This window comes from Parvibaculum sp. (assembly GCF_030651915.1).
Classification (GTDB): Bacteria; Pseudomonadota; Alphaproteobacteria; order Parvibaculales; family Parvibaculaceae; genus Parvibaculum.
On sequence record NZ_JAUSBV010000010.1, the window covers coordinates 122884 to 148214 of the forward strand.

Annotated in this window: 27 protein-coding genes; 13 read left to right on the top strand and 14 right to left on the bottom strand. The window is 63.0% G+C overall.

The features are described from left to right. Position 1: 1 nt before the first annotated feature. On the bottom strand, positions 2-619 hold the full coding sequence (locus Q7V31_RS14545; protein WP_304736020.1) for an NYN domain-containing protein: 618 nt from the start codon (positions 617-619) through the stop codon (positions 2-4). Positions 620-766: 147 nt separating this feature from the next. Here Q7V31_RS14545 and folK point away from each other — a divergent pair, with 147 nt between their 5' ends. The 10 genes from folK to era all read left to right on the top strand — a co-directional run bounded on the left by folK (position 767) and on the right by era (position 9092). Then, positions 767-1351 carry a 2-amino-4-hydroxy-6-hydroxymethyldihydropteridine diphosphokinase gene (gene folK / locus Q7V31_RS14550; RefSeq protein ID WP_304735325.1) on the top strand — a complete coding sequence of 195 codons (585 nt, stop codon included), beginning with the start codon at positions 767-769 and terminating at the stop codon, positions 1349-1351. Positions 1352-1457: 106 nt separating this feature from the next. Beyond that, positions 1458-1883: a DNA-directed RNA polymerase subunit omega gene (rpoZ, locus tag Q7V31_RS14555; RefSeq protein WP_304735326.1), complete on the top strand. Its 426-nt coding sequence runs from the start codon at positions 1458-1460 to the stop codon at positions 1881-1883. A gap of 154 nt (positions 1884-2037) precedes the next feature. Further along, positions 2038-4188 (top strand): bifunctional (p)ppGpp synthetase/guanosine-3',5'-bis(diphosphate) 3'-pyrophosphohydrolase, encoded by a 2151-nt coding sequence (locus tag Q7V31_RS14560; RefSeq protein ID WP_304735328.1) that lies wholly within the window; start codon positions 2038-2040, stop codon positions 4186-4188. Between the two features lie 40 nt (positions 4189-4228). Then, positions 4229-4813, top strand: coding sequence for an orotate phosphoribosyltransferase (pyrE, locus tag Q7V31_RS14565; protein ID WP_304735329.1), 585 nt, complete (start codon positions 4229-4231; stop codon positions 4811-4813). A gap of 42 nt (positions 4814-4855) precedes the next feature. Continuing rightward, a complete protein-coding gene (locus tag Q7V31_RS14570; RefSeq protein ID WP_304735330.1) occupies positions 4856-5413 on the top strand; it encodes a DUF2062 domain-containing protein in 558 nt (185 codons plus the stop codon). Positions 5414-5441: 28 nt separating this feature from the next. Then, on the top strand, positions 5442-6239 hold the full coding sequence (locus Q7V31_RS14575; protein WP_304735331.1) for a pyridoxine 5'-phosphate synthase: 798 nt from the start codon (positions 5442-5444) through the stop codon (positions 6237-6239). Further along, a complete protein-coding gene (gene acpS / locus Q7V31_RS14580; protein WP_304735332.1) occupies positions 6236-6637 on the top strand; it encodes a holo-ACP synthase in 402 nt (133 codons plus the stop codon). Before Q7V31_RS14575 ends, acpS begins: the two co-directional genes overlap by 4 nt. Positions 6638-6704: 67 nt before the next feature. Continuing rightward, positions 6705-7463, top strand: coding sequence for a signal peptidase I (gene lepB, locus Q7V31_RS14585; RefSeq protein ID WP_304735333.1), 759 nt, complete (start codon positions 6705-6707; stop codon positions 7461-7463). After that, complete coding sequence (gene rnc, locus Q7V31_RS14590; protein WP_370690667.1) at positions 7451-8122, top strand: ribonuclease III; 672 nt, start codon at positions 7451-7453, stop codon at positions 8120-8122. Before lepB ends, rnc begins: the two co-directional genes overlap by 13 nt. Before the next feature lie 49 nt (positions 8123-8171). Next, on the top strand, positions 8172-9092 hold the full coding sequence (gene era / locus Q7V31_RS14595; RefSeq protein WP_304735336.1) for a GTPase Era: 921 nt from the start codon (positions 8172-8174) through the stop codon (positions 9090-9092). Between the two features lie 8 nt (positions 9093-9100). On the opposite strand, the gene Q7V31_RS14600 is transcribed toward era, so the two are convergent. From Q7V31_RS14600 to Q7V31_RS14620, 5 genes are all read right to left on the bottom strand, one after another. Next, positions 9101-10333 (bottom strand): MFS transporter, encoded by a 1233-nt coding sequence (locus Q7V31_RS14600; RefSeq protein ID WP_304735337.1) that lies wholly within the window; start codon positions 10331-10333, stop codon positions 9101-9103. Next, positions 10326-10661, bottom strand: coding sequence for a hypothetical protein (locus Q7V31_RS14605; protein WP_304735338.1), 336 nt, complete (start codon positions 10659-10661; stop codon positions 10326-10328). Before Q7V31_RS14605 ends, Q7V31_RS14600 begins: the two co-directional genes overlap by 8 nt. A gap of 111 nt (positions 10662-10772) precedes the next feature. Next, positions 10773-11426 carry a class I SAM-dependent methyltransferase gene (locus Q7V31_RS14610; RefSeq protein WP_304735340.1) on the bottom strand — a complete coding sequence of 218 codons (654 nt, stop codon included), beginning with the start codon at positions 11424-11426 and terminating at the stop codon, positions 10773-10775. Continuing rightward, a complete protein-coding gene (locus Q7V31_RS14615; protein WP_304735341.1) occupies positions 11426-12145 on the bottom strand; it encodes a spermidine synthase in 720 nt (239 codons plus the stop codon). The genes Q7V31_RS14610 and Q7V31_RS14615 overlap by 1 nt, the downstream gene beginning before the upstream one ends. Positions 12146-12283: 138 nt before the next feature. Then, positions 12284-13144 (bottom strand): class I SAM-dependent methyltransferase, encoded by an 861-nt coding sequence (locus Q7V31_RS14620; protein ID WP_304735342.1) that lies wholly within the window; start codon positions 13142-13144, stop codon positions 12284-12286. Positions 13145-13292: 148 nt separating this feature from the next. Between Q7V31_RS14620 and Q7V31_RS14625 the strand changes: the two genes are divergently transcribed. The 3 genes from Q7V31_RS14625 to parC all read left to right on the top strand — a co-directional run bounded on the left by Q7V31_RS14625 (position 13293) and on the right by parC (position 16876). Then, positions 13293-13637, top strand: coding sequence for a TraR/DksA C4-type zinc finger protein (locus Q7V31_RS14625; protein ID WP_304735343.1), 345 nt, complete (start codon positions 13293-13295; stop codon positions 13635-13637). Positions 13638-13742: 105 nt separating this feature from the next. Then, positions 13743-14471 (top strand): DNA repair protein RecO, encoded by a 729-nt coding sequence (recO, locus tag Q7V31_RS14630; protein ID WP_304735344.1) that lies wholly within the window; start codon positions 13743-13745, stop codon positions 14469-14471. Positions 14472-14626: 155 nt separating this feature from the next. Next, entirely contained in the window at positions 14627-16876 is a 2250-nt protein-coding gene (parC, locus tag Q7V31_RS14635; protein WP_304735346.1) for a DNA topoisomerase IV subunit A, read from the top strand. Positions 16877-17307: 431 nt separating this feature from the next. Here the strand turns inward: parC and Q7V31_RS14640 are convergent, their stop codons facing one another. From Q7V31_RS14640 to Q7V31_RS14675, 8 genes are all read right to left on the bottom strand, one after another. Beyond that, on the bottom strand, positions 17308-17808 hold the full coding sequence (locus Q7V31_RS14640) for a hypothetical protein (protein WP_304735347.1): 501 nt from the start codon (positions 17806-17808) through the stop codon (positions 17308-17310). Between the two features lie 6 nt (positions 17809-17814). Continuing rightward, the gene (locus Q7V31_RS14645) at positions 17815-19389 is read right to left on the bottom strand and encodes a TRAP transporter large permease subunit (RefSeq protein WP_304735348.1); all 1575 of its coding nucleotides are present in this window, start codon (positions 19387-19389) and stop codon (positions 17815-17817) included. A gap of 11 nt (positions 19390-19400) precedes the next feature. After that, positions 19401-19940, bottom strand: coding sequence for a TRAP transporter small permease subunit (locus tag Q7V31_RS14650; RefSeq protein WP_304735349.1), 540 nt, complete (start codon positions 19938-19940; stop codon positions 19401-19403). 17 nt (positions 19941-19957) lie between these two features. Continuing rightward, positions 19958-21034: a TRAP transporter substrate-binding protein gene (locus tag Q7V31_RS14655; protein WP_304735350.1), complete on the bottom strand. Its 1077-nt coding sequence runs from the start codon at positions 21032-21034 to the stop codon at positions 19958-19960. A 98-nt stretch (positions 21035-21132) separates the two neighbouring features. Then, on the bottom strand, positions 21133-21900 hold the full coding sequence (locus Q7V31_RS14660; protein ID WP_304735351.1) for an arginyltransferase: 768 nt from the start codon (positions 21898-21900) through the stop codon (positions 21133-21135). A 37-nt stretch (positions 21901-21937) separates the two neighbouring features. Beyond that, positions 21938-23806: an SLC13 family permease gene (locus Q7V31_RS14665; protein ID WP_304735352.1), complete on the bottom strand. Its 1869-nt coding sequence runs from the start codon at positions 23804-23806 to the stop codon at positions 21938-21940. A gap of 40 nt (positions 23807-23846) precedes the next feature. Beyond that, entirely contained in the window at positions 23847-24326 is a 480-nt protein-coding gene (locus Q7V31_RS14670) for an RDD family protein (protein WP_304735353.1), read from the bottom strand. Between the two features lie 96 nt (positions 24327-24422). After that, positions 24423-25319, bottom strand: coding sequence for a flagellar motor protein MotB (locus tag Q7V31_RS14675; protein ID WP_304735354.1), 897 nt, complete (start codon positions 25317-25319; stop codon positions 24423-24425). Positions 25320-25331 lie beyond the last annotated feature (12 nt).

Genomic DNA, 25331 nt, shown 5'->3' on the forward strand with positions numbered 1-25331 from the left:
CTCAGGCGCGGGTCGGCTGGTTGAGGTTTTCCTCGTCCTCGTCGTCATATTCGAAGTCAACATCGTTGCGCATGGCCGGCGCCGGTCGATCGGATGGGGCGCGTCCGATGGCGTCGCGCATCGTTTCCAGCTCAATGAACTGATCGGCCTGGCGGCGCAGTTCATCGGCGATCATTGGCGGTTGGCTGCGCATCGTAGAGACGACCGTAACGCGCTTGCCCCGGCGTTGGACTGCATCGACCAGGCGGCGAAAGTCGCCGTCGCCAGAAAAGAGGATCAGGTGATCAATCTTGTCAGCCAGTTCCAGCGCGTCGATTGCCAGTTCGATGTCCATATTGCCTTTGATGCGCCGGCGGCCGTCGGCGCCGGTGAACTCCTTGGCGGGTTTTGTCACGACCGAATAGCCGTTGTAATCGAGCCAGTCGATCAGCGGCCGGAGCGGCGAATATTCCTGATCTTCGAGCAGGGCTGTGTAGTAGAAAGCACGAATCAGCGTGCCTTTGGCGCGGAAGTAATCGAGCAGACGCTTGTAGTCGATGTCGAAATTCAGCCCGCGCGCCGCCGAATAAAGATTGGCGCCATCAATAAAAAGCGCCATGCGCTCATGTGCATAAAAAATCATCGCGAAACTCCTGTGGAATCAAAATTTTTACGTTCAAAATTCGGCGATAGAATCGAATGGCAGATCGAAGCGGAACCAAAGCATTAAGGGAATAGGCTCCTTTCCGGCAAGTCTTTCTGCCGCACGTTCGCAAAGAATGGTCCCATGAGTGGTTTGTCAGTCAGAGACATAGAACGGCGGTCGGCGGCGGCCACCGGCGTGTTTGTGGCGCTGGGTGGCAATCTGGCGACAGCCGCAGGTGGACCGCAACAGACGCTCGAGGCCGCGTTGTTGATGATGCCGGCCTTCGGCATCCGGGTCTGTAAATTGGCGCCAATCTACCAGACACCACCACTTTCAATTTATATACAGCAAAATTATGTAAATACTGTGATGGAGGTCGAGGCGGCGCTACCTCCAGCGGCGCTACTGGAGATTCTTCACCGGGTCGAAACATTGTTTGCAAGGGTCAGGCGGGACCGATGGGGGCCACGTACGCTAGATCTCGATTTGCTGGACTACCGCGGCCTGATCATGCCTGCCGTCGGCCGACGCGGCCCTGAGGCAGGCATCGGGCCGCTACCGCTGGCTTTGCCGCATCCGGGGCTTGCGGAGCGCGGCTTCGTGCTGCTGCCGCTCCGCGATATTGCGCCGGGTTGGCGTCACCCCGTAACAGGGGAGAGCGTTGAAACCTTGATCGCGCGGCTTCCGGCCGGGACGCTGCAGGGTATTGACCGGCTCGGCGGTTAAATTCACCACAGATTGAGTTCTAAATGCCTGTTCTTGCTTGCTTTCTGCTATTCTGCCCCCTACATAAAGGGCCAAATCAGGTTCCCGCCCATACTGGAGTTTTGCAATGGCCCGCGTGACCGTTGAAGATTGCGTCGACAAGGTGCCCAATCGTTTCGAGCTCGTTTTGCTTTCGGGACATCGTGCGCGGGCCATGTCGGCCGGCGCGGAACTGACCGTCGATCGCGACAACGACAAGAATCCGGTGGTGGCGCTACGCGAAATTGCCGAGCGGACCATTCTGCCAGAAGACCTGCGCGAAGACCTTATCGGTAGCATGCAGAGCCGTGTGGAGACTGAAGAGCCGGAAGTCGAGAACATGCAGCTTCTGATTTCGGGCGAAGCGGCCGGTGAAGTCGCCGATACTTTCGGTGCCGCCGAGGGGTCGACCGACCGCATGAGCGAGGAAGAACTGCTGCGTGCGATCCAGAGCCAGATCGATTCGCCGCAGCAGAAATCGGCCGATGCGGACGACATGGACGGGGAAGACTGAGAGCGGGCGAGGAGGGTTTGGCCCCAGCGCAGACGTCAATCGGTTTGAGCGCCGCCCGGCCGGAAGGTAAGGGGCGGCGCTTTTCGTTTGTGATGTGTGTTTGCGGAATACGGCGTTAGGAAGTTTGCAAGGCGCGGCGCAGGAGAATCGATGAATGTTGCGTCAGTATGAGCTCGTCGATCGCGTGCTCGGCTACGATCCGAAAGCGGACGAAGCCCTGATCAACCGTGCCTATGTCTATGCCATGAAACAGCATGGCAGTCAGATGCGTGCCAGCGGCGACCCCTATTTTTCCCATCCGATCGAGGTTGCCGGGATACTGACGGAGTTGAAGCTCGACACCGCGACCATCGTGACGGCGTTGCTGCACGACACGATGGAAGACACCGGCTCGACAATGGACGAGCTGACAAAGCTGTTCGGGTCGCAGATTGCCGGTCTTGTCGATGGTGTAACCAAGCTGACGCGGCTTGAGCTCACCTCCGAACGGTCGAAACAGGCGGAAAATTTCCGCAAGTTCCTGCTTGCCATGTCGAACGACATTCGCGTGCTGTTGGTCAAACTTGCCGACCGGCTGCACAACATGCGGACGCTGCACTTTATCGACTCAACCGACAAGCGACAGCGGATCGCGCAGGAGACAATGGAAATCTATGCGCCTCTTGCCGGGCGCATGGGTATCCAGGAGATTCGTGAAGAGCTGGAAGATCTCGCATTCAAGGAGCTTAACCCGGAGGCCCGCGAGGCTCTGTTGAAGAGACTTAATGAGTTCCGCGAGGAAAGTGGCGATACAGTCAAAAAGATCGCCGATGAGATCAAGGCGAAGCTTGAGCAAGAGGGGCTTGCCGCGGAAGTGATCGGGCGCGAAAAGCGGCCTTACTCGATGTGGCGCAAGATGGAGCGCCGCGGCATTTCGCTGGAGCAGCTTTCCGATATCTTCGGCTTTCGGGTCGTCGTCGACGAGGTGCCGGATTGCTATCGCGCCATCGGTGTTCTGCATACGGCGTGGCCGATGGTTCCCGGCCGGTTCAAGGATTACATCTCGACACCGAAAAACAACGGCTATCGCTCGATCCATACGACGATGATCGGCCCGCAAAAGAAGCGCGCCGAGGTTCAGGTCCGGACGCGCAAGATGCATGAGATCGCCGAATACGGTATCGCCGCGCATTGGCTCTACAAAGAAGGACCGGTAGACACCGAAGCATCCGGCGAGTTCGCAGCGACGTTTCGCTGGCTTCGACAATTGATCGAAATGCTTGAACATGGCGGTACGCCGGAAGAATTCATGGAGCACACCAAACTCCAGATGTTCTCCGATCAGGTTTTCTGCTTCACGCCTAATGGCCTTCTCATCACGCTGCCGCGTGGCGCGACACCGATCGACTTCGCCTATGCGGTGCACACAGAGATTGGCGACACTTGTGTTGGTTGCAAGATCAACGGCAGGCACATGCCGCTTCGTACCCGGCTTGAGAATGGCGACGAAGTCGAGATCATTCGCTCACAGGTGCAGCGGCCATCGCCGGCATGGGAGGCTTTCGTCATCACCGGCAAGGCGCGTTCGGCTATCCGACGGTCGATCCGCGCCGCCAAACAGACTGAGTTCAGCCGGCTTGGACGACAGATTTTGAAAGGTGCATTCGAAGCGGCCGGCCGGGATCCGTCCGATACGATCTTCGAGCGCGCGCTTGGCCCGCTCCGCAAGTCCGATGTCAACGAACTCCTCGCCTCGGTCGGAGATGGTACGGTCAGTCCGACGCAGGTCCTGCACACGGTGTATCCTGAGGAGCCCGATGCCAAGCGGGGTCGCAAGCGGACGCGCAAAGCGAATGGAAAAGACGAACGAAATGGCGTTGTGCGGGTGATGGGGCGTGGTGCCGGCCTCGGCATTCAGTTCGCCTCAGGCACGTTTCCGCTGCCGGGCGAACGCATTGTCGGTATTATGATGCCTGGTGAGGGTATTACGATTTACCCGATCGACGCGCCGACGCTTGAGACGTTCGACGGTGAGCCATCGCGTTGGATCGATGTAACATGGGATATTGACTCAGAGGTTCCTCAAACATTTCCGGCGCGGCTACGCGTGACGGCGCGTAATGAAGTCGGGTCACTCGGCCATATCGCCACATTGATTGCCGACTATGGAAGCAACATTTCCAACTTGACGCTGGCTCAACGTGACAGCGACTTCTACGACCTGCAGATCGATCTCGATGTCCGGGACATCAAACATTTGACGCGTATTATGTCGGCGCTGAACGGATTGTCCTGCGTCAGCACCGTTGCGCGTCCACGACACTGACGCGCACTATCTCCAACGAAAAATGCCGGTGAGCAAACCTATGAAAGAAGCCAAAGTTCTCAAGGAATTCGAAAAATCCGGTGCGCTGCTGAAGGGGCACTTCATTCTGTCGTCGGGCCTGCACAGCCCGGTTTTCCTGCAGAAGGCGCTCGTCTTCATGAATCCGAAGCGGACCGCCCGGCTTTGCAAGGCTTTGGCGGCTAAAATCGAAGCCGAGGTCGATGGCCCCATCGATGCCATTATTTCGCCTGCAGTCGGGGGGATCATTCCGGGCTACGAAACGGCGCGTTATCTGAAGGCGCCGGCGATGTATGTGGAGCGGGAAAAAGGCGAGTTCGTGCTGCGGCGGGGATTTCCGCTCAAGAAGGGCATGCGCGTCGTGATGGTGGAAGACATTGTGACAACAGGATTGTCGTCGCGCGAATGTATTCAGGCAATTCGCAAGACCGGGGCGAAAGTCGTGGCGGCGGCGTGCCTCATCGACCGTTCGGGCGGCAAGGCGAAGGTCGGAACCAAGCTCATCGCGCTTGCACGTATCGATATTCCAACTTATCCGGCCGACAAGCTTCCGAAGGAGCTTGCGGCGCTGCCTGCCGTGAAGCCCGGCAGCCGCGGCATCGCCTAGAGGAGATATTCCGTGTTTCGGCGTCGCGTCGAACTCCACCCGTTGCGGAAGCTCCGCGAGACGTTCTGGCCAAGTGCGGGCTGGAAGCGTGCCTTTCAGTATGGTTGGCGGCGGGTCTGGCGTCTGTCGGGAACGCCGCACGCGATTGCCATTGGTGTTGCCGCTGGCGTCTTTTCTTCGTGCACACCATTTGTCGGGTTTCATATTCTGATTGCGATGCTTTTCGCATGGATATTGCGCGGCAACCTTATTGCAAGTGCAATCGGTACATTCGTTGGCAATCCATTGACCTTCCCGGCAATCTGGTTCGTCGTTTATGAGGTTGGCCGGTACATGGTTGGCGCACCGACGGGCGTCGACCCCGACATCGCCGGAACACTTCAGAGCGAACGTGCATTTGACATGATTCTGCCGCTGCTCGTGCCGCTGACGGCCGGGGCCATCCCGGTTGGTATCGTTCTTGGATCCGTTTCCTATGTCCTGACGCGCAGCGGCGTCGAAGCCTACCAATTGCGCCGCCGCCAAAGTCTCGCCGAGCGCGCAAATGCGCGTGTGCCGTTTCTGGATCCTCAACCGCCGGCAGGCGAGACGCTGGAATGACTGTGGAAAAAAAGCGGAACCGGCAAGCATGAGTCCGACAACCCATCTGCGTCTCGGTGTCAACATCGATCACGTCGCGACAATCCGGAACGCGCGCGGGGGCGAGCATCCCGATCCTGTGCGTGCCGCAAAGGTTGCCGCTGCTGCCGGTGCTGACGGGATAACAGCGCATCTGAGGGAAGACCGACGGCATATTCGGGACGGGGACATCGCACGGCTGAAAGACGACATCGGATTGCCGCTCAATCTCGAAATGGCCGCAACCCCTGAAATGCTCAAGATTGCGCTGCGGCATACGCCTCATGCCTGCTGCATCGTGCCGGAGCGCCGCGAGGAGGTGACGACGGAAGGCGGCCTCGATGCTGCGGGCCTTCACAATCATCTGGCGCCGGTTGTGGCTCGGCTTTCCGACAAGGGAATCCGTGTGTCGTTGTTCATCAACGCGGAGACAAGGCAGCTTGAAGCGGCGCGGTCGCTCGGCGCCCATATCGTGGAATTGCATACGGGTGCCTATTGCGAAGCGGCGCTGGCGCATGAAAATGCCAAGCGCGACGCGGAGTTAGCACGACTGGCCGAAGCGGCGCGAAACGGCGCAGCGATGGGCCTCGAAGTCCATGCCGGCCACGGGCTGACATTCGACACGGTGGCCCCCGTCGCTGCGATGCCCGAACTGATGGAACTCAATATCGGCCATTTCTTGATCGGAGAGGCGATCTTCACGGGGCTTGAGGGAAGCATCCGGCGGATGCGGGTGCTGATGGATGAGGCGCGGCAGGGCGGCCGGGCGTCGCTGCCGGGTGCCAGCGAAACGAAGGGCCGGACATGATCCTCGGAATCGGTAACGATATCATCGACATACGGCGCATCGAGCTGACGCTGGAGCGCTTCGGCGACCGCTTTATCGAGCGGATATTCACCGATGTCGAGCGACGCAAATCCGAGGCGCGGCGGATGCGGGCCGCTTCCTATGCCAAGCGTTTTGCGGCGAAAGAGGCGTGCTCGAAGGCGCTGGGGACCGGGTTCCGGCAGGGGATATTCTGGCGCGATATGGGCGTCGTCAATCTGCGCTCGGGGCAGCCGACCATGGCGCTGACGGGCGGGGCGCTGGCGCGGCTGGAGGCGATGACGCCCGACGGGATGGCGGCGATTATCCATCTGACGATCACCGACGACCACCCGCAAGCACAGGCTTTTGTTATCATTTCCGCTGTTCCGCGACTTTGAGCGAGGGGGCAGACGGGGCGGCTGTTTATGGTATGGTCCGCCGTTTTTGAGTGGCTGGAGCCGGAAGATGACGATGTTGGAAAACGCCAAGAAGCTGCGCAGTGGCTCGCTGGCCGAGAATGTGCGGACCATCGGCTATGCGTTGCTGATCGCGCTTGTCATTCGCGCCTTCCTCTTCCAGCCCTTTTTCATTCCCTCGAGCTCGATGGAATCGACGCTGCTGATTGGCGACTATCTCTTTGTTTCCAAATACAGTTATGGCTATTCGCGGCATTCGCTGCCGTTCAGCCCCGGGCTCTTCAGCGGCCGTATCGTGGGCATCGCGCCGACGCGCGGCGACATTGCCGTGTTCAAGGTGCCGACCGACAACCGCACCGATTTCATCAAGCGCGTCATAGGCTTGCCAGGCGACACCGTGCAGATGAGCGGCGGCGTTCTCTACATCAACGACGTCGCGGTGCCGCGCCAGCGGGTGGATGACTTTGTCGAGCGCGGTCCTTCGGGCAATGTTCGTCGTATTCCACAGTATATGGAGACGCTGCCCAATGGCGTTTCGTATATTACCCTGGACATGACCACGAACAGTGTGTGGGACAATACCGGTCTCTACATTGTTCCTGAGGGTCATTACTTCATGATGGGCGACAATCGCGACAATTCGAGCGACAGCCGCGTGCCGGATGTTGTCGGATACGTGCCTTTCGAGAATCTGGTCGGCCGGGCGGAGATCATTTTCTTTTCGGCCGATGGCAGCGCGGCGTTCTGGCAATTCTGGAAGTGGCCGTCGGCGATCCGATGGGACCGGCTCGGCAAGTGGACCGATTGAGCGCCGCCCTCCAGGCGAAATTGTCCTATGAATTCAAGGACAAAGGCCTGCTTGCGCGGGCGCTGACGCATCCGAGCAGCGGCCCCGACAATTATCAGCGGCTCGAATTTCTCGGCGACCGGGTGCTGGGTCTGGTTGTCGCCGAGTGGCTGTCGCGGCTTTTTCCGGATGCGGATGAAGGCGAATTGGCGATCAGATACAATGCGTTAGTGCGCAAGGAGGCGTGCGCCGAGGTGGCGTCGCGCATCGATCTCGGCAGCCATATCGCGATGGGCGCCGGCGAGGTGAAGGCCGGCGGACGGCAGAAAGCCGCCATTCTTGCCGATGGCTGCGAAGCGCTGATCGCGGCGCTTTATCTCGATGGCGGCCTGGCTGCGGCGACCCGGTTCATCGAAGCGCAATGGGCGCAACTCATTGATAAAAATGCGGAAATTCCGCAGGACGCGAAGACGGCATTACAGGAATGGGCGCATGCACAGGGGCTTTCGGCACCCAGCTACAGGCAGACAGCGCGCAGCGGCCCCGATCACGCGCCGGAATTCACGGTCGAGGTTCTGCTCGAGGGCCACAAGCCTTTGATCGGAAAAGGAAATTCGAAACGGCAGGCGGAGCAGGCGGCCGCCAGAGCGCTGCTTGAGGCAGCAGGCGTCTGGCGCTGACCCCCCCTCTGTCACAAAACTGTCATAAAACTGTCACAAACGAGTTTTCATGGAAAATCAGACCACCCCCAAGGGCCCCCAGCGCTGCGGGTTTGTTGCCATAATCGGGGCACCGAATGCCGGCAAATCGACTCTGCTCAACCGCATGGTCGGATCGAAGGTGGCGATCGTCACCCACAAGGTGCAGACGACACGCGCGCGCATCCGCGGCATCGCCATGGAGGGGGCGACCCAGATCGTCTTTGTCGACACGCCCGGCATTTTCAAGCCGAAGCGGCGGCTCGACCGGGCAATGGTCGAGGCGGCCTGGGGCGGCGCGGGCGATGCCGACCTGATCGTGCTGATGGTCGACATGGAGAGCGGCCGCGACAGCGATCTCGACCGCATCGTCGAGGGGCTGAAGGCGCAGGGCCGCAAAGCCATCCTTGTACTGAACAAGGCCGATGCCTGCGACCGCGAGAAGCTGTTGAAGACGGCGGCGGCGCTTGCCGCCTCCGGCATCTTCACCGAGACCTTCATGATCTCGGCGCTGACGGGCGACGGCGTCGACGACCTCAAGCGCCATATCGCGGCGCAGATGCCGGAAGGCCCGTGGCATTATCCCGAAGACCAGGCGGCCGATGTGCCGCTCCGGTCGCTGGCGGCCGAAATCACGCGCGAGAAACTTTTCCTTCGCCTGCATGACGAGCTGCCCTATTCGCTCACCGTCGAGACCGAAAGCTGGGAGCAGAAGAAAGATGGCTCAATCCGCATTCAGCAGGTGATATTTGTCGAGCGCGACAGCCAGAAGAAGATCGCGCTGGGCAAGGGCGGGCAGACGATCAAGACGATCGGGCAGCTGGCGCGCGAAGAGCTTGAAGAGATGCTCGAATGCCGCGTGCATCTGTTCCTGTTCGTCAAGGTGCGCGAGAACTGGTCGGACGACCGCGAACGCTATCGCGAGATGGGGCTCGATTTTCCGAAGGAGTGAGGCGACGATCAGCGCAGGCGTATCAGCGCCAGCGTGCCCGCCGCCATGAGGAGTGCGGCGAGGCCGAAGCCGAATTGCGGCGAGACCGCCGTCCAGAGAATGCCGACGGCGGCGCTGGAAAAGAATTTCGCGGCGCCATTGACCGTGCCGAGTGCGCCGTAGCCCGTCGCCAGCGTGCGTTCCTCGACCATGCCGGCTGTGACCGTCGCTTCAAGCGCTTCCTGCACCGCGACATAGAGGCCAGCGATAAAAAAGATGCCAGCCAGAAGGACGATTTTATCGCCGTTGCCGGTGGCGAAGACGAGGGCCGTCAGAATTGCGGTCAGGACGCCCAGCGCATAGCCGACGATCAGCACCGGCCGCGCGCCAAACCGGTCGGCGAGTGCGCCAACGGGCCATGACGCGATGACCTGCACGGTGTTGCGCCCGACATAGAGAAGTCCGGCGACCTGGGCCGCCTGCACGACGCCCATCGACGGCGTCAGCAGTTGCGTTGCGGCGAGGATCAGCAGAGCGTGCGAGAAATCGCCCATGCCGAAAATGCCGACAGCGGCGAGATAGCGTTTGAAACGCGCCGGCAGGCCCTTGAGTGTCGAAATGAATTTCATCGCCGGATTGGGCGTGTGTTCGGGATCGCGCACCAGCGTCAGAAAGGCGAGAACCGCGAGGAGGCCCGGAATCAGGGTCAGCCAGAAGACCAGCCGGAACGGTTCGTCGGCGCTGTCCCAGGGCAGGGTCTGCGCCCAACCGAGCAGCGCGACGCCAAGAAGCGGTCCGGCAATGGCGCCGAGCGAGTCCATTGCGCGGTGAAAACCGAAGGCGCGGCCGCGCGTTTCAGGCGCGATGGCCTGCACGATGATGGCATCGCGCAAGGGGCCGCGGAGGCCCTTGCCGAACCACGATACGATGCGGCCCAGAAGGATGAGCGGCCAGCCGACGGCAAGGGCGATCAGGGCCTGACCGACCGGCGTCAATGCGTAGCCCACAATGACCAGCGTCTTGCGGTGACCGAACTTGTCGGCGATGTAGCCCGAGAACATTTTGGTGAAGCTGGCGATCGCGTCGGCGGTCCCTTCGATGAGGCCGAGTACGGCCGCCGGAATGCCGAGAACGGCAAGAAAGCCCGGCAGGATGACGGTCGTCGTCTCGTAGCAGAAGTCTCCGAGGGCACTTGTCAGACCTGCTCCAAGGACCGTCCGGTTGAGCCAGCCACGGGTTCCGGGGTTTTCGGCTTCACTCATTGCCATGCTCGCGGAACCAGGCGGTTGCGGTGTCGGTGCGGCCGGAGAGGAGTTTTGTGAACTCGGTTACCCGCAGCGCCTTGTCCCGATCCTCGCCGAACCAGCGTTCGGAGACGACGAGAAGAGACCAGATGATTCTTTCACCAGACTTGCAGACGATCCGGTGTATCTCGATGTGGAAGGAAATGTCGGGACCCCAATGGACATGCCTGTCCCGCGTCCATTCGACGTCGCCGACGTGCCAGCGGTCGAGACGCTGGCCGGGGTTGCTGGCGCTACAGGCGGCACGCCATTGCCGCATGAAATTTGCGCCCGACAAACGGCTCATGTTGTGACGGACAATCCGTTCCCGTTTTGTGTTTGTGCCACTTGTTCTGCCCTGACGAAGGCCTCTGAAGTCACCTCCCGGAACGCTAGCACGAGTCGGCGCATAGCAGCCTCAGGTGGCGTGCTTGTGCATCAGCGCGACATCGGGGGCCGGGAATTCGCAAGCCCAGCCGCGGGCGTGTGCGACGGCGCGCAGGGTTTCCTCGCGGTAGAAGACGACATGCGTCGGGTCCTTGCGGTAGTGCCAATCGGCGAAGCGGGCGTCGTCGGTCTGGAAGCTCGTCATCACGCCGAACCAACCGCCGGGGCGCAGCAGCGCGTCGATGCGGTCGAACGCGTCGGCCGGGCGGTGGAAATGTTCGATGGTTTCGGTGCAGGCGATGAAATCGTAGGTGCGGGTGAGGGCGTTTTCATCCGGAAAGAAGAAGGGGTCGTAGAGCGTTACGTCGTGGCCGGCTTCGCGGAGAATCGCCGCGAGCGCCGGGCCGGGGCCGCAGCCATAGTCGAGGCCGGAGGAGGCCGGCGCGAGGCGCGCCAGCAGCGGCGTTGCGAGCTTCGACAGGAAGGCGCGGTAGCGCGGGTCGGCGGGATCGTTTTCGTGCGTCAGGTAATGCGCGTGTTCGGCCTCGGGTGCGGGGTGCTGCGCTGGATCGAGAAAGCAGGCTTCGCAGGTTTCGCATTTCCAGTAGCGCTGAGGGCCGACATCGATGAAAGGTTCGGGTGCGGGCGCACGGCAGACGGGGCAGGTTTCGGGCGGCGCCGACATCAGGCGTTTCGCGCCAGATAAACGGTCTGTGTGAATTCGCGGTCCTGCTGCAGCGGGTTCTTGAAGGTGACCGGTTCGGCGCGGGCTTCGGCGAAGACGGCGGCGAGGCGCGCAACAAAGGCGTCGTCCGGCCGGTCGTTCGACCAGAGACCGAAAACGCCGCCGGGCCGCAGATGGCTGGAAAGCTTTTTCAATCCGTCGGGCTGGTAGAAAGCCGCATTGGCCGGGTCGAGCCAGAAATCCGGCGCGTGGTCGATGTCGACCAGAATGGCGTCGAAGCGACGGGCGGGATTGCCGGCGTCGAAACCTTCATCGGAAGCGGCCAGCGCGAAGAAATCGCCATGGCGAAAATGACAGCGCGGGTCGGCGGTGAGTGCCTGTCCGAGCGGCAGCAGACCGTCCTCGTGCCAGTCGATCACCGCATCGAGAGTCTCGACGACGGTCAGCGAGGCGACGGTATCGTGCTCCAGCACGGCCAGCGCCGTGTAGCCGAGGCCGAGACCGCCGACCACGACATCGAGGCCCGTGCCCGACAGTTCGGCGAGACCCAGCCGCGACAACGCGACCTCGGAGGCCGTGAACAGGCTCGACATCAGATATTCGTCGCCGAGCTTGATTTCGTAGACATCGACACCGAGCGACAGCTCGCGGCGCCGGCGCAGGACGAGGGCACCCAAAGGTGTCGGCCGATAGTCGAGTTCGGCGAAAAATTCGCTCATCCGGCCGGTCTTTCATGGCATGCGGGAGGTTCCCGACATCAATGCCACAATCTGGCCGCGGGCGCGACCCGTTCGGCGTCGTGGCGGATGAGGTTCAATCAGATCGTCCGAAACGGGTTTCGGGTGCCGCTTCGCCCGTCATGCGGCGGCGGCTGTCGCAACCGGCTTCTTGATCAGCCTGACCCACATGTTGTCGCTTGTCGGCAGACGCCACATGAAGGGCTTTTCGACGGTGAAGCCTTTCGATGCCGCCAATCGCGTCAATGTATCGGGCGTGAAATAGTTGAGATGGTCGGGCAGCCTGAAACCGCACCATGCACGGCCGCGAACCATGCGGTTGATGGAGCCGTAGTTCGGAACCTTGACGAAAACGATGCCGCCCGGCTTCAGGATTCTGAAGGCTTCCTCGAGTACGCGGTCCGGATAGGCCTCGTGCTCGAGATAGGAGCGCATCGAGATGGCGCTGAAACGGTCCGTCTCGAGTTTCTGCATCGTGTCGAGAGCGGGGCCGATGTAAGCGGTGCCGCCGCGCTGCGCGAGCGCCGCGGCGGCGGCTTCGCCCAGCGCCTGCGATATTTCGATGCCGAAGGGATGAATGCCGTCCGGCAGTTTCATCAGGTGGCCGCCGGTCGAACAACCGATGTCGAGCACGTCGCCCGAGGTGCAGGAGGCGGCGATCAGGGCCGGCATGTCGAGGCGCTTGAAAAGCTTCATGCGCCAGCGCGTGCCCTTGCTCAGTTTCTGGCTGACGCGATGTTCGCGCAGGCGGCGTTCGCCTTCCTGCTTGAAGGTTTTTTCCCAGGCAAGGTTGGAGGACAGCTCGGCATAGGCCGGCGCCTTTTCCAGATAGGTGAAGCCGCAGACGCATTGACGCATCGGCCAGGCGGTCGAACCGAAACGCATCAGACGTCCGGCTTCGGGCGCCGCATGGCAGGCGGGACAACGGCGCGGAAGGATGTCGAGGGGAGCGGCGGCTGTCCCTTCGTTTTCGTTCGTCATCGGTTTCAAATCCTGGACTGCGCCGGAGAAGGGCTATCGAGCAATGGGGCGGCGCCGGCGGGAACTGGACGCTAACTCAAGCAGGGTCGCTTGTGTAGCCGGTTTTGTGGCAGGTTGGGGCGGACAGGATGGTAAACGAGGTTCATTCATGGCGGAGGACGCCCTTGCCGCGCGGTTCCGGCCGCTGCTCGAAGCGGAACTTGTGGCTTTGCGCGCGCAATCGGAACAGACGGCGGACGACCGTGCGCCGGTGACGCTCGACCAGCAGAGCGTCGGCCGGCTGTCGCGCATGGATGCGATGCAGGCGCAAGCCATGGCGCAGGCGACCGAAAGGCGGCGGCTCGTCCGCATCCAGCAGGTCGAAGCGGCGCTGGCGCGCCTTCCGACGGGCGAATATGGCTATTGCGGCGCCTGCGGCGAGGCGATTGCCGAGAGGCGGCTTGCGGCCGATCCGGCGGCGCATTTGTGCGTCGGGTGTTCGCGGGGTGCGTGACGCGCCCCTCACCCTTCCGCCGTCTGACGACGGCTCCCTCCCTCTCCCCGGAGGGGAGAGGGATTATAGTGGTGTCTGCATGTTGGTTTTGAGATAGCGATTCAGATGGAATGGCGCGACGAAGGGTTTGTGTTGTCGGCGCGGGCGCATGGCGAGAACGGCGCCATTGTCGAGCTGTTCACGCGCGAACAGGGGCGCCATCTCGGCCTGGTGCGCGGCGGTGCGTCGCGGCGGATGAAGGGCGTGCTGCAGCCCGGCAACAAGCTGGCCGCGCATTGGCGGGCGCGGCTTTCGGAACATCTCGGTACCTATCAGGTCGAACTGGTGAAGCCGCTGGCCGGGCTGTTGATGGACGATGCGGTGGCGCTGCTGGCCTTGAGCGCGGCCAGTTCGATTGCCGAGGCGATCCCCGAGCGGCAGGCGCATCCGGCGCTTTACGACGCCTATGACGTGCTGCTCGGGACGATGGAGGACGGGCATGTGTGGCCGGCGGTGTTCGTGCGCTTCGAACTCGGGCTGCTGACCGAACTCGGCTTCGGGCTCGACCTGACGCAATGCGCGGCGACGGGGGCGCGGGACGAGCTGATTTACGTGTCGCCGAAAAGCGGCAGCGCGGTCAGCCGGGAAGCCGGCGCGGCCTACAAGGACCGGCTGTTCCGGTTGCCGGGTTTTCTGCTGTCGACGCAAGGGGGCGAGGCCAGTGCCGCCGAGGTGGCCGAGGGCTTGCGGATGACCGGGCATTTCCTCGAACGGCATCTTTATGCGCCGCAGGGGCGGCACCTGCCGGATGCGCGGATCAGGCTGATGGAGAAGATCGCGGCGCAGGCGGGGTGAAGGGCGAATCGCTGGTATAGTGGTACCTGCTTACCCCTGTTCGTCGTGACCCGCTTTATGCGGGTCATCCACGTCTTCCGTCACGAACCGCCAGAAAGACGTGGATGGCCCGGACAAGCCGGGCCATGACGGTTTGTTTTGATTCTGGAAGAACGATGACCAAAGCCGTTACGCCGCCGCCTGAGCCCGAACAGGAAATCAATCTGCGCGAGGCGCTGGAGACGCGGTATCTGGCCTATGCGCTGTCGACGATCATGCACCGGGCACTGCCGGATGTGCGGGACGGGTTGAAGCCGGTGCATCGCCGAGTGCTGTTTGCGATGCGGCAGTTGAAGCTCGATCCGGGCTCGGGGTTCAAGAAATCGGCGCGCGTGGTGGGCGACGTGATCGGCCGTTATCACCCGCATGGCGACCAGTCCGTCTATGACGCGCTGGTGCGGCTGGCGCAGAGTTTTTCGGTGCGCTATCCGCTGGTCGACGGGCAGGGCAATTTCGGCAATGTCGACGGCGATAACGCGGCCGCCATGCGCTACACGGAAGCGCGGCTGACGGCGGTGGCGGGGCTGCTGCTCGAGGGGCTCGAAGAAGACACGGTCGATTTCCGCGAGACCTATGACGGCGAGGACAAGGAACCGATCGTGCTGCCGGGCGCGTTCCCGCAATTGCTGGCCAATGGCGCCTCGGGGATCGCGGTCGGCATGGCGACCAGCATTCCGCCGCATAATGCGGCCGAGCTCTGCGAGGCGGCGCTGCATCTGATCAAATATCCCAATGCGCGCAACGAGAAGCTGGTCGAGATGGTGCCGGGGCCGGATTTTCCGACCGGCGGCATCATTGTCGAATCGCGGGCGGCGATTGCCGAGGCCTATGCAACCGGGCGCGGCGGTTTTCGTGTGCGGGCAAGGTGGGAGAAGGAAGAGCTGGCGCGGGGCGGCTGGCAGATCGTCGTCACCGAAATTCCCTATCAGGTGCAGAAGTCGAAGCTGGTCGAGAAGCTGGCCGAGTTGTTGCAGGCGCGCAAGCTGCCGCTGCTCGAAGATGTGCGCGACGAGAGCGCCGAGGAAATCCGCCTCGTGCTGGTGCCGAAATCGCGGACCGTCGATGAAACGCATCTGATGGAATCGCTGTTCCGGACGACCGAGCTTGAAAACCGCTTCCCGCTCAATCTCAATGTGCTGTCGGCGGGACAGGTGCCCGGCGTGATGTCGTTGCGCGAGGCGCTTAGGGCATGGCTCGATCATCGCAAGGAAGTGCTGGTCCGGCGCTCGAATTTCCGCCTCGACAAGATCGCGCGGCGGCTTGAGGCGCTGGAAGGCTATCTGGTTGCCTATCTCAATCTCGACGAGGTGATCCGGATTATTCGCGAGGAAGACGAGCCGAAGCCGAAGCTGATGAAGCGCTTCAAGCTCAGCGACAATCAGGCCGAAGCCATCCTCAACATGCGGCTGCGGAGTTTGCGCAAGCTCGAGGAAATGGAAATCCGCGGCGAGCACAAGCTGCTCTCGGGCGAACAGAAAGAACTGAAGGGGCTTGTCAAATCGGAGGACAAGCAATGGGCGCGCGTCGCCGAGGAGATCAAGGAGGTTCGCACGACATTCGGACCGAAGACCGATCTCGGCAAGCGGCGGACGACATTTGCCGAAGCGCCGGCGATCGATTTCGTGCCGGTCGAGGCGATGATCGAGAAAGAGCCGATCACGGTGGTCTGTTCGAAGAAGGGCTGGATCCGCTCGATGAAGGGGCATCTCGGGCCCGACGCCGACATCAAATACAAGGAAGGCGACGGCGAGAAATTCATCCTGCATGCCGAGACGACCGACAAGATCCTGATTTTCGCCACCGATGGGCGTTTCTATACGCTGGAGGCGACCAAGCTGCCGGGCGGGCGCGGGCATGGCGAACCGTTGCGCCTGACCATCGACATGGATGAGAGCCATGACGTGGTCGAGATTTTCGTGCACCGGCCGGGGCGGAAGCTGATCGTCGCTTCGCATGAGGGCAATGGCTTCGTGGTGCCCGAGGACGAGGTGGTGGCGATGCGGCGCGCCGGCAAGCAGGTGCTGAATGTCGGCGGCACCGATGAGGCGGCAGTTTGCGCCGTCCTGCAGGGCGACCATGTGGCCGTCATCGGCGAGAACCGCAAGCTGCTGCTGTTCCCGCTGAACGAGTTGCCGGAGATGACGCGCGGCAAGGGCGTGCGCCTGCAGCGCTATGCCGAAAAGGGGCTTGCCGACGTCAAGTGCTTCACGCTGAAGGAAGGGCTGACCGTTTACGACCGCGGCGGACGGGCGCGCGCCTTCAGCGATCTCAAGGACTGGCGCGGCAGCCGCGCGCAGGCCGGACGCCTGCCGCCGAAGGGTTTCACCAGCGAGCGGAAATTCGGCGGGCCGTTCGGGGCGGCGTAGACCGCATATCCAGATTGAATGGTCTTGCGCCCCGACATCAGGATTTCACGCGAAGGCGCGAAGAAGAAAAGGGAAGGGAAGGTATCACGCGGAGGCGCGGAGGCGCGGAGGCGCAGAGAAGGTTAGGCACGCGAAGGCGCGAAGGCGCGAAGAGAAAGAAGGACTCACGCAGAGGCGCAGAGACGCAGAGGCGCCGCGTCCTTGAGACCGGCCGCGCCTCCGTTGTTTCATGATTGCGCCTTCGGCGCGAAGCGCCAGAAAGTGTTCTCTTTGCCGCCGCGGATTCGTCCATGGAGCAACGCAGGGCCTTACCGCAGATGCGGCACCTCTGCGTCTCTGCGTGCAAAATCTTTCCTTCTTCGCGCCTTCGCGTGAACCATCCTTCCCTTCTCCGAGGCTCCGCCTGAACGCCTTCAATCCGCTGGCCGCGCCTACTCGATCGTAAAGCTCTGGCGGACCTCGTGGCCCCAGTAGCGGGCGAGGAGGCGGTATTCTCCGGGTTGGATGCGGGCGGAGTCGAGTTCCAGCGTGTAGGCGCCGGTCAGCGAGTGTTTCGGATCGAGGAAGCCGGAGACCGGCAGGTCAACGCAAGCATCGCGATCGGTTTGCGACTGGACGAATTCGCTTTCGGAGTCGAGGACGATCCAGCGGAAAATTTCGCATTGCGAGGCGACATTGAGGGGCAGACCGTCCTTGCTGTTGTTGACGATCTTCATTTCGACATCGAGTTTCAGCGGCGCGCCCTCGCGCCAGGGTGCGACCTGAACGGGCGTTGCCGTGATGACCAGCGGTTCGTCGAGTTCGACACGACCGGTGACGATGAAGAAGGTGACGACGCCGACCGCGGCCATGGCGACCAGCCCGATACGCATCATGTTGCGGCCGGCGGTGTCGGCGGCGTCGGGTTCGCGGGGAGACGGGGTTCGGGACATGGGTTTCTACATTCCGCTGAAGAGAAGTTTCGGGAGCCATGTCGCGAGCGGCGGGAACATGGCGAGAATGACGAGCGCAAAGAGCTGTATCAGAACAAAAGGGACCGCGCCGCGATAGATCTGCATGGTGGTGACAATATCGGGGGCGACGCCGCGCAGATAGAACAGCGCGAAGCCGAAAGGCGGGGTCAGGAAGGAGGTTTGCAGGTTGACCGCCATCATGATGCCGAGCCAGACCGGATCGATGCCCATCATCAGCAGGATCGGGGCGACAATGGGCACGACGACGAAGATGATCTCGATGAAGTCGAGAAAGAAGCCGAGCAGGAACATGATGATCATGACGATCAGCACCGCGCCCATCGGCCCGCCGGGCATCGAGGACAGGAACTCGCGCACCGTGTCGTCGCCGCCAAGGCCGCGAAAGACCAGGCTGAACAGCGCCGCGCCGATCAGGATGATGAAGACCATGGAGGTGATGCGGGCCGTCGATTGCACGACATCGGACAGGACCTCGCCGCCGCGCAGCCTGATGAGACAGGCCAGCAGGCCGAGGGCGACGCCGGCGCAGAGCAGGTAGGCGAGCCAGATGCCGAGCTGATCGGCGGCCGAGATTTCGCTGCGCGCGGTGCGCAGATCCATGGCCCAGGTGAGAACCAGCAGCGCCATCAGGGAAAGGGCAGCCAGGCGTGCCGGAAGCCGCATGCCCTGCAGGCGATCGCCCGCCAGCAGGATCGAACCGATGGCGCCGACGGCGGCGGCTTCGGTCGGCGTGGCGATGCCGCCCAGGATCGAACCCATGACGGCGACGATCAAGGCGACGGGCGGAATGAGCGCGCGCAGGGTGCGGCGATAGAGCTCGGCGGTCGAGACGCTGTCGTCGACCGGCATGGCGGGCGAGGATTTCGGATCGAGGGCGGCGCGGACGACCTGATAGAGAATGTAGAGACCGACCAGCATCAGGCCCGGGATCAGCGCGCCGGCGAAGAGATCGCCGACCGAGAGCGTGTCGGGGGCGAAGATGCCCTGATCGAGCTGGGCGCGCTGGTAGGAATTGGCGAGCTGGTCGCCGAGCAGGACCAGCACGATCGAGGGCGGAATGATCTGGCCGAGCGTGCCGGCCGCCGCGATCGAGCCCGAGGCCAGCGCCGGATCGTAGCCGCGGCGGAGCATGGTGGGGAGCGCCAGCAGGCCCATGGTGACGACGGTGGCGCCGACGATGCCGGTGGAGGCGGCCAGCAGCGCGCCGACCACCGAGACCGAAATGCCGAGGCCGCCGCGCAGGCGGCCGAAGAGGCGGCCCATGTTTTCGAGCAGTTCCTCGGCGACGCGCGAGCGCTCCAGCATCGTGCCCATGAAGACGAAGAGCGGCACGGCGATCAGCACGTCGTTGGTCATGTTGCCGTAGATGCGCTGCGGCAGCGCGGCCATGAAGCCGAAGTCGAAGACGCCGAAGGTCATGCCGACAAGGCCGAAGATCAGCGCGACGCCGGCCAGCGTGAAGGCGACCGGAAAGCCCGTCAGCAGCACCATGCAAAGGGTGGCGAACATCAGAATGTCGAGCGAGTCGCGAAGCTCCATGAGCGGGCGGCCTAGAGCAGGGGCGCGGCCTCCTCGACGGGTTTTTCAAGTCCGGCGAGAACGCGCAACGCGTGAATGACGGTCGACAGGCCCTGCAGCGCCAGCAGGACGACGAAGACGAGGATGACGCTTTTCAGCAGGTAGACGCCCTGGATGCCGCTGGTTTCGCGGCTGCCCTCGCGGACGCGCCATGAACTTTCGACATAGGGGAAGGCGACATAGAAGATCAGGAAACAGACCGGCCAGAGCAGCAGCAGCGTGCCGAGAAGGTCGATGCGGGCCCGGGCGACCGGCGAGGCGGTGCGGTAGAAAATGTCGACGCGGACATGGCCGTTGTGCAGCAGGGTGTAGCCAGCCGCCAGCATGAAGAGCGTGGCATGCATGTAGACGATCGATTCCTGCGCCCAGACCGAGCCGACGCCGAAGACATAGCGCATCAGCACGACGACGAATTGCGTCAGCACCATCAGCAAGGTCAACCAAGCGACGGCGCGGCCGACGCGCTCGTTGACGGCATCGATCAGGCTGGCAAGACGTGCAAGTGCGGTCATGGGTCCGATGCGCCGCGTCAGTTGCGCCGCGCCTCCACAAAGCCGGCGTCGCCGATGCGCGTCCATTCCTCGGAAATGTCGAGCGCTTCGCGGAAGCTGGCATAGATTTTGGCCGTGGCGGCATCGCTCTTCGCCGCATCCTCCAGCACCTCGCGTGAGGCTTTCTTGAAGCCGGCCAGCACGTCGGCCGGGAATTCGCGCATCTGGACGCCGTGCTGTTCGACCAGCGTCTTCAGGGCGCGGCCGTTGTGGTGGGTGTATTCGGCCAGCGTGTAGTCGTTTTCGGCGGCGCAGGCGGCGCGGATGACAGCTTGCTGCTGCGGGGTGAAGCTTTCCCAGACCGCGAGGTTGAAGCCGGCGGCAAGGCTCGAGCCCGGCTCGTGGAAGCCCGGCCAGTAATAGAATTTGGCGATGCGATAGAAGCCGAAGGCCATGTCGTTCCAGGGCGCCACCCATTCGGCGGCGTCGATGGTGCCGTTCTGCAGGGCCGGGAAGATGTCGGGACCGGCCAGGGTGACGGCGGCGGCGCCGAGGCGGCGCATCACTTCGCCGCCGAGACCCGGCATGCGAATCTTCAGACCCTTGAGATCGTCGAGCGACTTGATTTCGTTGCGGTACCAGCCCGAGAGCTGGACGCCGGTGTTGGCGGCCATGAACGGCTTGATGTTGAAGCCTTTGGCCAGATCGTCCCAGAGCTGCTGGCCACCGCCGTGATAGATCCAGCCGTTGATTTCGGCGGCGGTCATGCCGTAGGGCACGGCGGTGAAGAAATTGTAGGCCTTCGACTTGCCCTGCCAGTAATATTCCGCACCGTGATAGACGTCGGCGGCGCCGCTCGAGACGGCGTCGAAGGATTCCAGCGCCGGCACCAGTTCGCCGGCCGCGAAGACCTTGATGTCGATCTGGCCGTCGGTCATTTCATGGATGCGTGTCGCCAGCCGTTCGGCCGAGGTGCCCAGCCCCGGATAGTTTTTCGGCCAGGTGGTGACCATTTTCAGCTGGCGCGGCGCGCCTTGCGCGATGGCGGGTGCGGGCATGGACGCGGCGGCGAGGGCGGCTGTGCCGGCTCCCGCCAGAAACGAACGGCGCTTCATCGATGACTCCCGAATGACTTCCCCCTGACGCCGAAGCGCCGAAGCGGGGTCAGTATAGGCACGCGTGCGCGGGGCGCAACGGCTTCCGAAACAAGGAGTTAGGGGCGGGTGTTGAGGCTTTGCAGCGGGGTCATTTCGACCCAGCCCTGCATACCCAGCGCCTCCAGCGGGCGGAAGCGGGTCTTGTAGGCCATCTTGCGGCTGCCATCGACCCAGTAGCCCAGATAGACATAGGGCAGGCCGAGCATCCGGGCGCGTTCGATGTGGTCGAGCACCATCCAGGTGCCGAGGCTGCGCGCCGCCTCGCCGGGTTCGTAGAAGCTGTAGACCATCGAGAGGCCGTCTTCGAGCGTGTCGGTCAGCGCGGCGGCGACCAGTGGCGCCGGGCCGTCGCCGTCATCGGTGCGCGGGCGGCGATATTCGACGACGCGGGTGGCGACGGTGGTGTCCTCGATCATCGCCACATAATCGACGGGGGCCATGTCGGCCATGCCGCCATCGGCGTGGCGGCTGTCGAGATAGCGGCGCAGCAGGCCGTATTGCTCGTCGGTGGCCGCCGGCGGGCGCAGGCCGACCGCGAGATCGGCGTTGCGGGCCATCAGGCGGCGGAAGGTGCGGCCGGGCTGGAAGCGGTCGACGATCACCCGCACCGAAACGCAGGCCGAGCAATTGTCGCAAGCCGGGCGGTAGGCGATGTTCTGGCTGCGGCGGAAGCCCGCCTGCGTCAGCATGTTGTTCAGCGCGACGGGCTCATCGCCGAGGAGATGGGTGAAGACCTTCTTTTCGGCGCGGCCGGCCAGATAGGGGCAAGGCTGCGCCGTAGTGATGTAGAACTGCGGAAAGCGGATGCGGGATTGATCTGTCACGGGCCTGTTCGCGCCTGTTGCATCGGCGCCCGGGCAGTCACAATCCGTAATACCAAGGCGCGAAGAGAGAATAGGCCAACCAGAGCAGGATGACGAGGGGGGCGCCGGCGCGGACGAAATCGCGGAATTCATAGTGGCCGGGACCCATAACCAGCAGATTGGTCTGATAGCCCATCGGCGTGGCGAAGGAGCAGTTGGCGGCGAAGATCACCGCATAGACGAAGACCATCGGATCGACGCCGAGCTGGTTGGCTGTGCTGATGGCGATGGGGGTGAAGAGCACGGCGGTGGCGTTGTTGGTCAGGACATTGGTGGTGATGGCGGTGGCCAGGAAGAAGGCCGAGAGAATCACCGGGACGCCATAGCCCGAGAAGAGCGCGACCGAGGCCTCGGCAATCGCCCGGGCGCCGCCAGTGGCGTCGAGCGCGGCGGCGACGCCGAGCATGGCGCCGACCATCAGGAAGATGCGGCGGTCGATGGCGCGGGCGGCCTGGCGGACGTTCAGCGCGCCCGAGGCGATGATGGCGCCGGCACCGGCCACCGCTGCAATCTCGATCGGCAGCCAACCGAGCAACACCGTCGACACCATGATGCCGAAGATGGCCAGCGCCCGGTGCGCCAGCTTCGGGTCGGGAAGCTCGGTCGCCGACCATTCGAGCAGCAGCACGTCGCGGCTGTGACGCAGGTCCTGGATGCGCGCGCTCTTGCCGAGCACGAGCAGCACGTCGCCGGCTTCAAGACGGATATCGTTGAGGACGGTGCGGATCATGCGGCTGCGGCGCTGGACGCCGAGCACGATGCAGCCGGTCTGGTGGCGAAAGGCGATCTGCTCGATGGTCTGGCCGATCATGCGCGACCCCGGCGCGACGACGGCTTCGGCCAGCGTCAGTTCGCCGCCGGGGCGGGCCGGCGCATCGCCATTGCCGGCGCCTTCGGCAAAACGTTCCTCGAGCATGCCCTCGAATATCTTCGAACCCGATTTCAGCGACTCGGTCAGCGTCTGGCGGGTTGCGGCGACGATGATGACGTCACCCGGTTCGAGGCTCACATCCTCGAAGGGCGGCAGGATCGGATGCTCGCCGCGCTGGATCATGCGGACCGTCATGTCGCGCAGCGGCGGGAAAAGTCCGGCGACGGCGCCGACGCCGACCAGCGGGTGGCCGGCGGTCACTTCGATCTGGGCAATGTATTGCTTGCCGCCACCCTGATCGGCGCCGGTCAGGTCGACGGCCGGTCCGGCGCGATCGGGAACGAGGTGCGGTACCGCAAGCGTTGCGTAGAAAAAGCCGATGGTGGCCAGAAAGACGCCGGGGACGACAAAGTCGAAAATGCCGATCGGTGGCAGGTTGGTGGTCAGCACGACGCCGGCGGCCAGCAGGTTGGTCGAGGAGCCGATCAAGGTCGTCATGCCGCCGAGGATCGAGACGAAGCTCAGCGTCATCATGACCTTCGGTGCGCGCTGGCCGAAGCGGCCGGCTAGCGTGGCCAGCACCGGAATGAACATCACGACGATCGGCGTGTTGTTGAGAAAGGCGCTGCTGACAGCGATCAGCAGGAAGGTCAGGAGGATCGTGCGGGCCGGGTGCTTCGAGCCGAAGTCGGCGACAAAGCGCGTCACGCCGTCAAGCGCGCCGGTCTGGAACATGCCCTGCCCAATGACAAGCAGCGCGAGGACGGCGATCAAAGCCGGATTGGCAAAGCCGGACAGGAGTGTCGTGGTGCCGAGCAGGTTGCGGCCGTTGGCGCCAATGACGGGGAAGAGATAGAAGAAGACCAGCAGGATCGTCAGGACTGCCAGCGCCGAAATTTCGAGCGTCAGGCGCTCCATGCTGAACAATATGACGGCCATCAGCACCAGCGCGTAGACGGCCCACATCTGCCAGACAAAAGGGGTCAGCGTTTCCATGCGCGCATCAGACTCGCGGGTTCATGCAGCGGGGCGACGGCTAGACGGAACGGCGGACGAATACGGTGCCGCAGAGATAGTCGTGGAGGCAGCGACGGCGTTCGTTGAAGAGGGGCACAAGCAGGACGAGCACCGTACCGACGGTCACGGTGACATAAAAGAGCAATGTCTGCAGCGCGCCCTGCAGATAGCCGGGGCGGCGACCGTCCCATGTCCGCAGCTCGATGCCCTGCCAGCGCATGCCGGGCGTTGCCGAATGGCGTCCGCCAAGGGTCAGTGTGAAATAGGCAAGCGCGATCAGTGGCGTCAGCGCCGCACCGGGCCAGAGCAGGCCGAGGGTCAGGATGCCGAGGAAACCGAAGAGGATGTTGGCGGCGATCAGAACTACGACGATGACCAGAAGGTCGGCCAGAAAGGCGAGGCAGCGAGCAGCGATGACACCGTCAAAGGCGCCGGCCGGCCAGATCTTCTCTTCAGAGGGTGACAAGGAAGTCCGGGCTATCTGATTGTGTTCGCTCATTTTTCCTCTTGGCACCGAGCTGCCGTTTCGGCTGTCCGAGAGGTGAGACTTAAGACCAGAGGGACGCCAAGGCAAGGCCCCGGCGCCGGGGACATGTCAGGGGCTGAAGCCGGGCGGCGTGACGGAGGCCTCGCGCAGAAGGACGATCGACAGGCGGCGATTGGCGGCCATGTAGGGATCTTCGGGGAAGAGCGGATCGGAATCGGCCTTGCCGACGACCTGATAGATGCGGTCGCCGGACAGACCGGTTTTTTCGACGATCCGGCGCGTGGCATTGGCGCGGTCGGCTGTCAGCTCCCAATTGCCGTAGCCGGACCTGGCGCTGACCGGGTTGGCGTCGGTGTGGCCGGAGATGCTGACGCGATTGGGCAGCTTGATCAGGATTCTCGCGACTTCCTCGATCAGGGTGCGGGTGCGTTCATAGGGTTCGGCGAGGTCGGCCGGGAACATCGAGCGGCCGTCCTGGTCGACGATCTGGATGCGCAGGCCTTCCGGCGTCTCGTCGACGATGACGTTGCGCGAAAGCTGGGCGAGGTCGGGGTTCTCGCGCATGGCCTGACGGATGCTTTCGGCGGCGTTGCGGAAGTTCTGTTCGTCGCGCGCCGATTTGTCCTTGAGCAGCTTGTCGATCTCCGTCGCGGCGGCACGTTCTTCGGACGTTTCCGGACTTTTCGGCTGGGCCGGCGTTGATATCGTCATCACGACCTGCGGCTTGGTGCCGGGCATGCGCGCGCCCTCGGCGTCGAAGGCGGTGCCGCCCATGATGCCACCAGCGCCGCTTGTCGAGCGACTGACATTCGAGGGCGCAAAATAGTCGGCGAGACCCTGCTTCTGCTCCGGCGTCGTCATACTGATCAGCCACATCAGCAGAAAGAAGGCCATCATCGCCGTCACGAAGTCGGCATAGGCGATTTTCCACGCGCCACCGTGATGGCCATGGACGACCTTCTTGACCTTTTTCAGGATGATCGGTTGTTCGTTCTTCGCGCTCATGCCGGTTCTCCG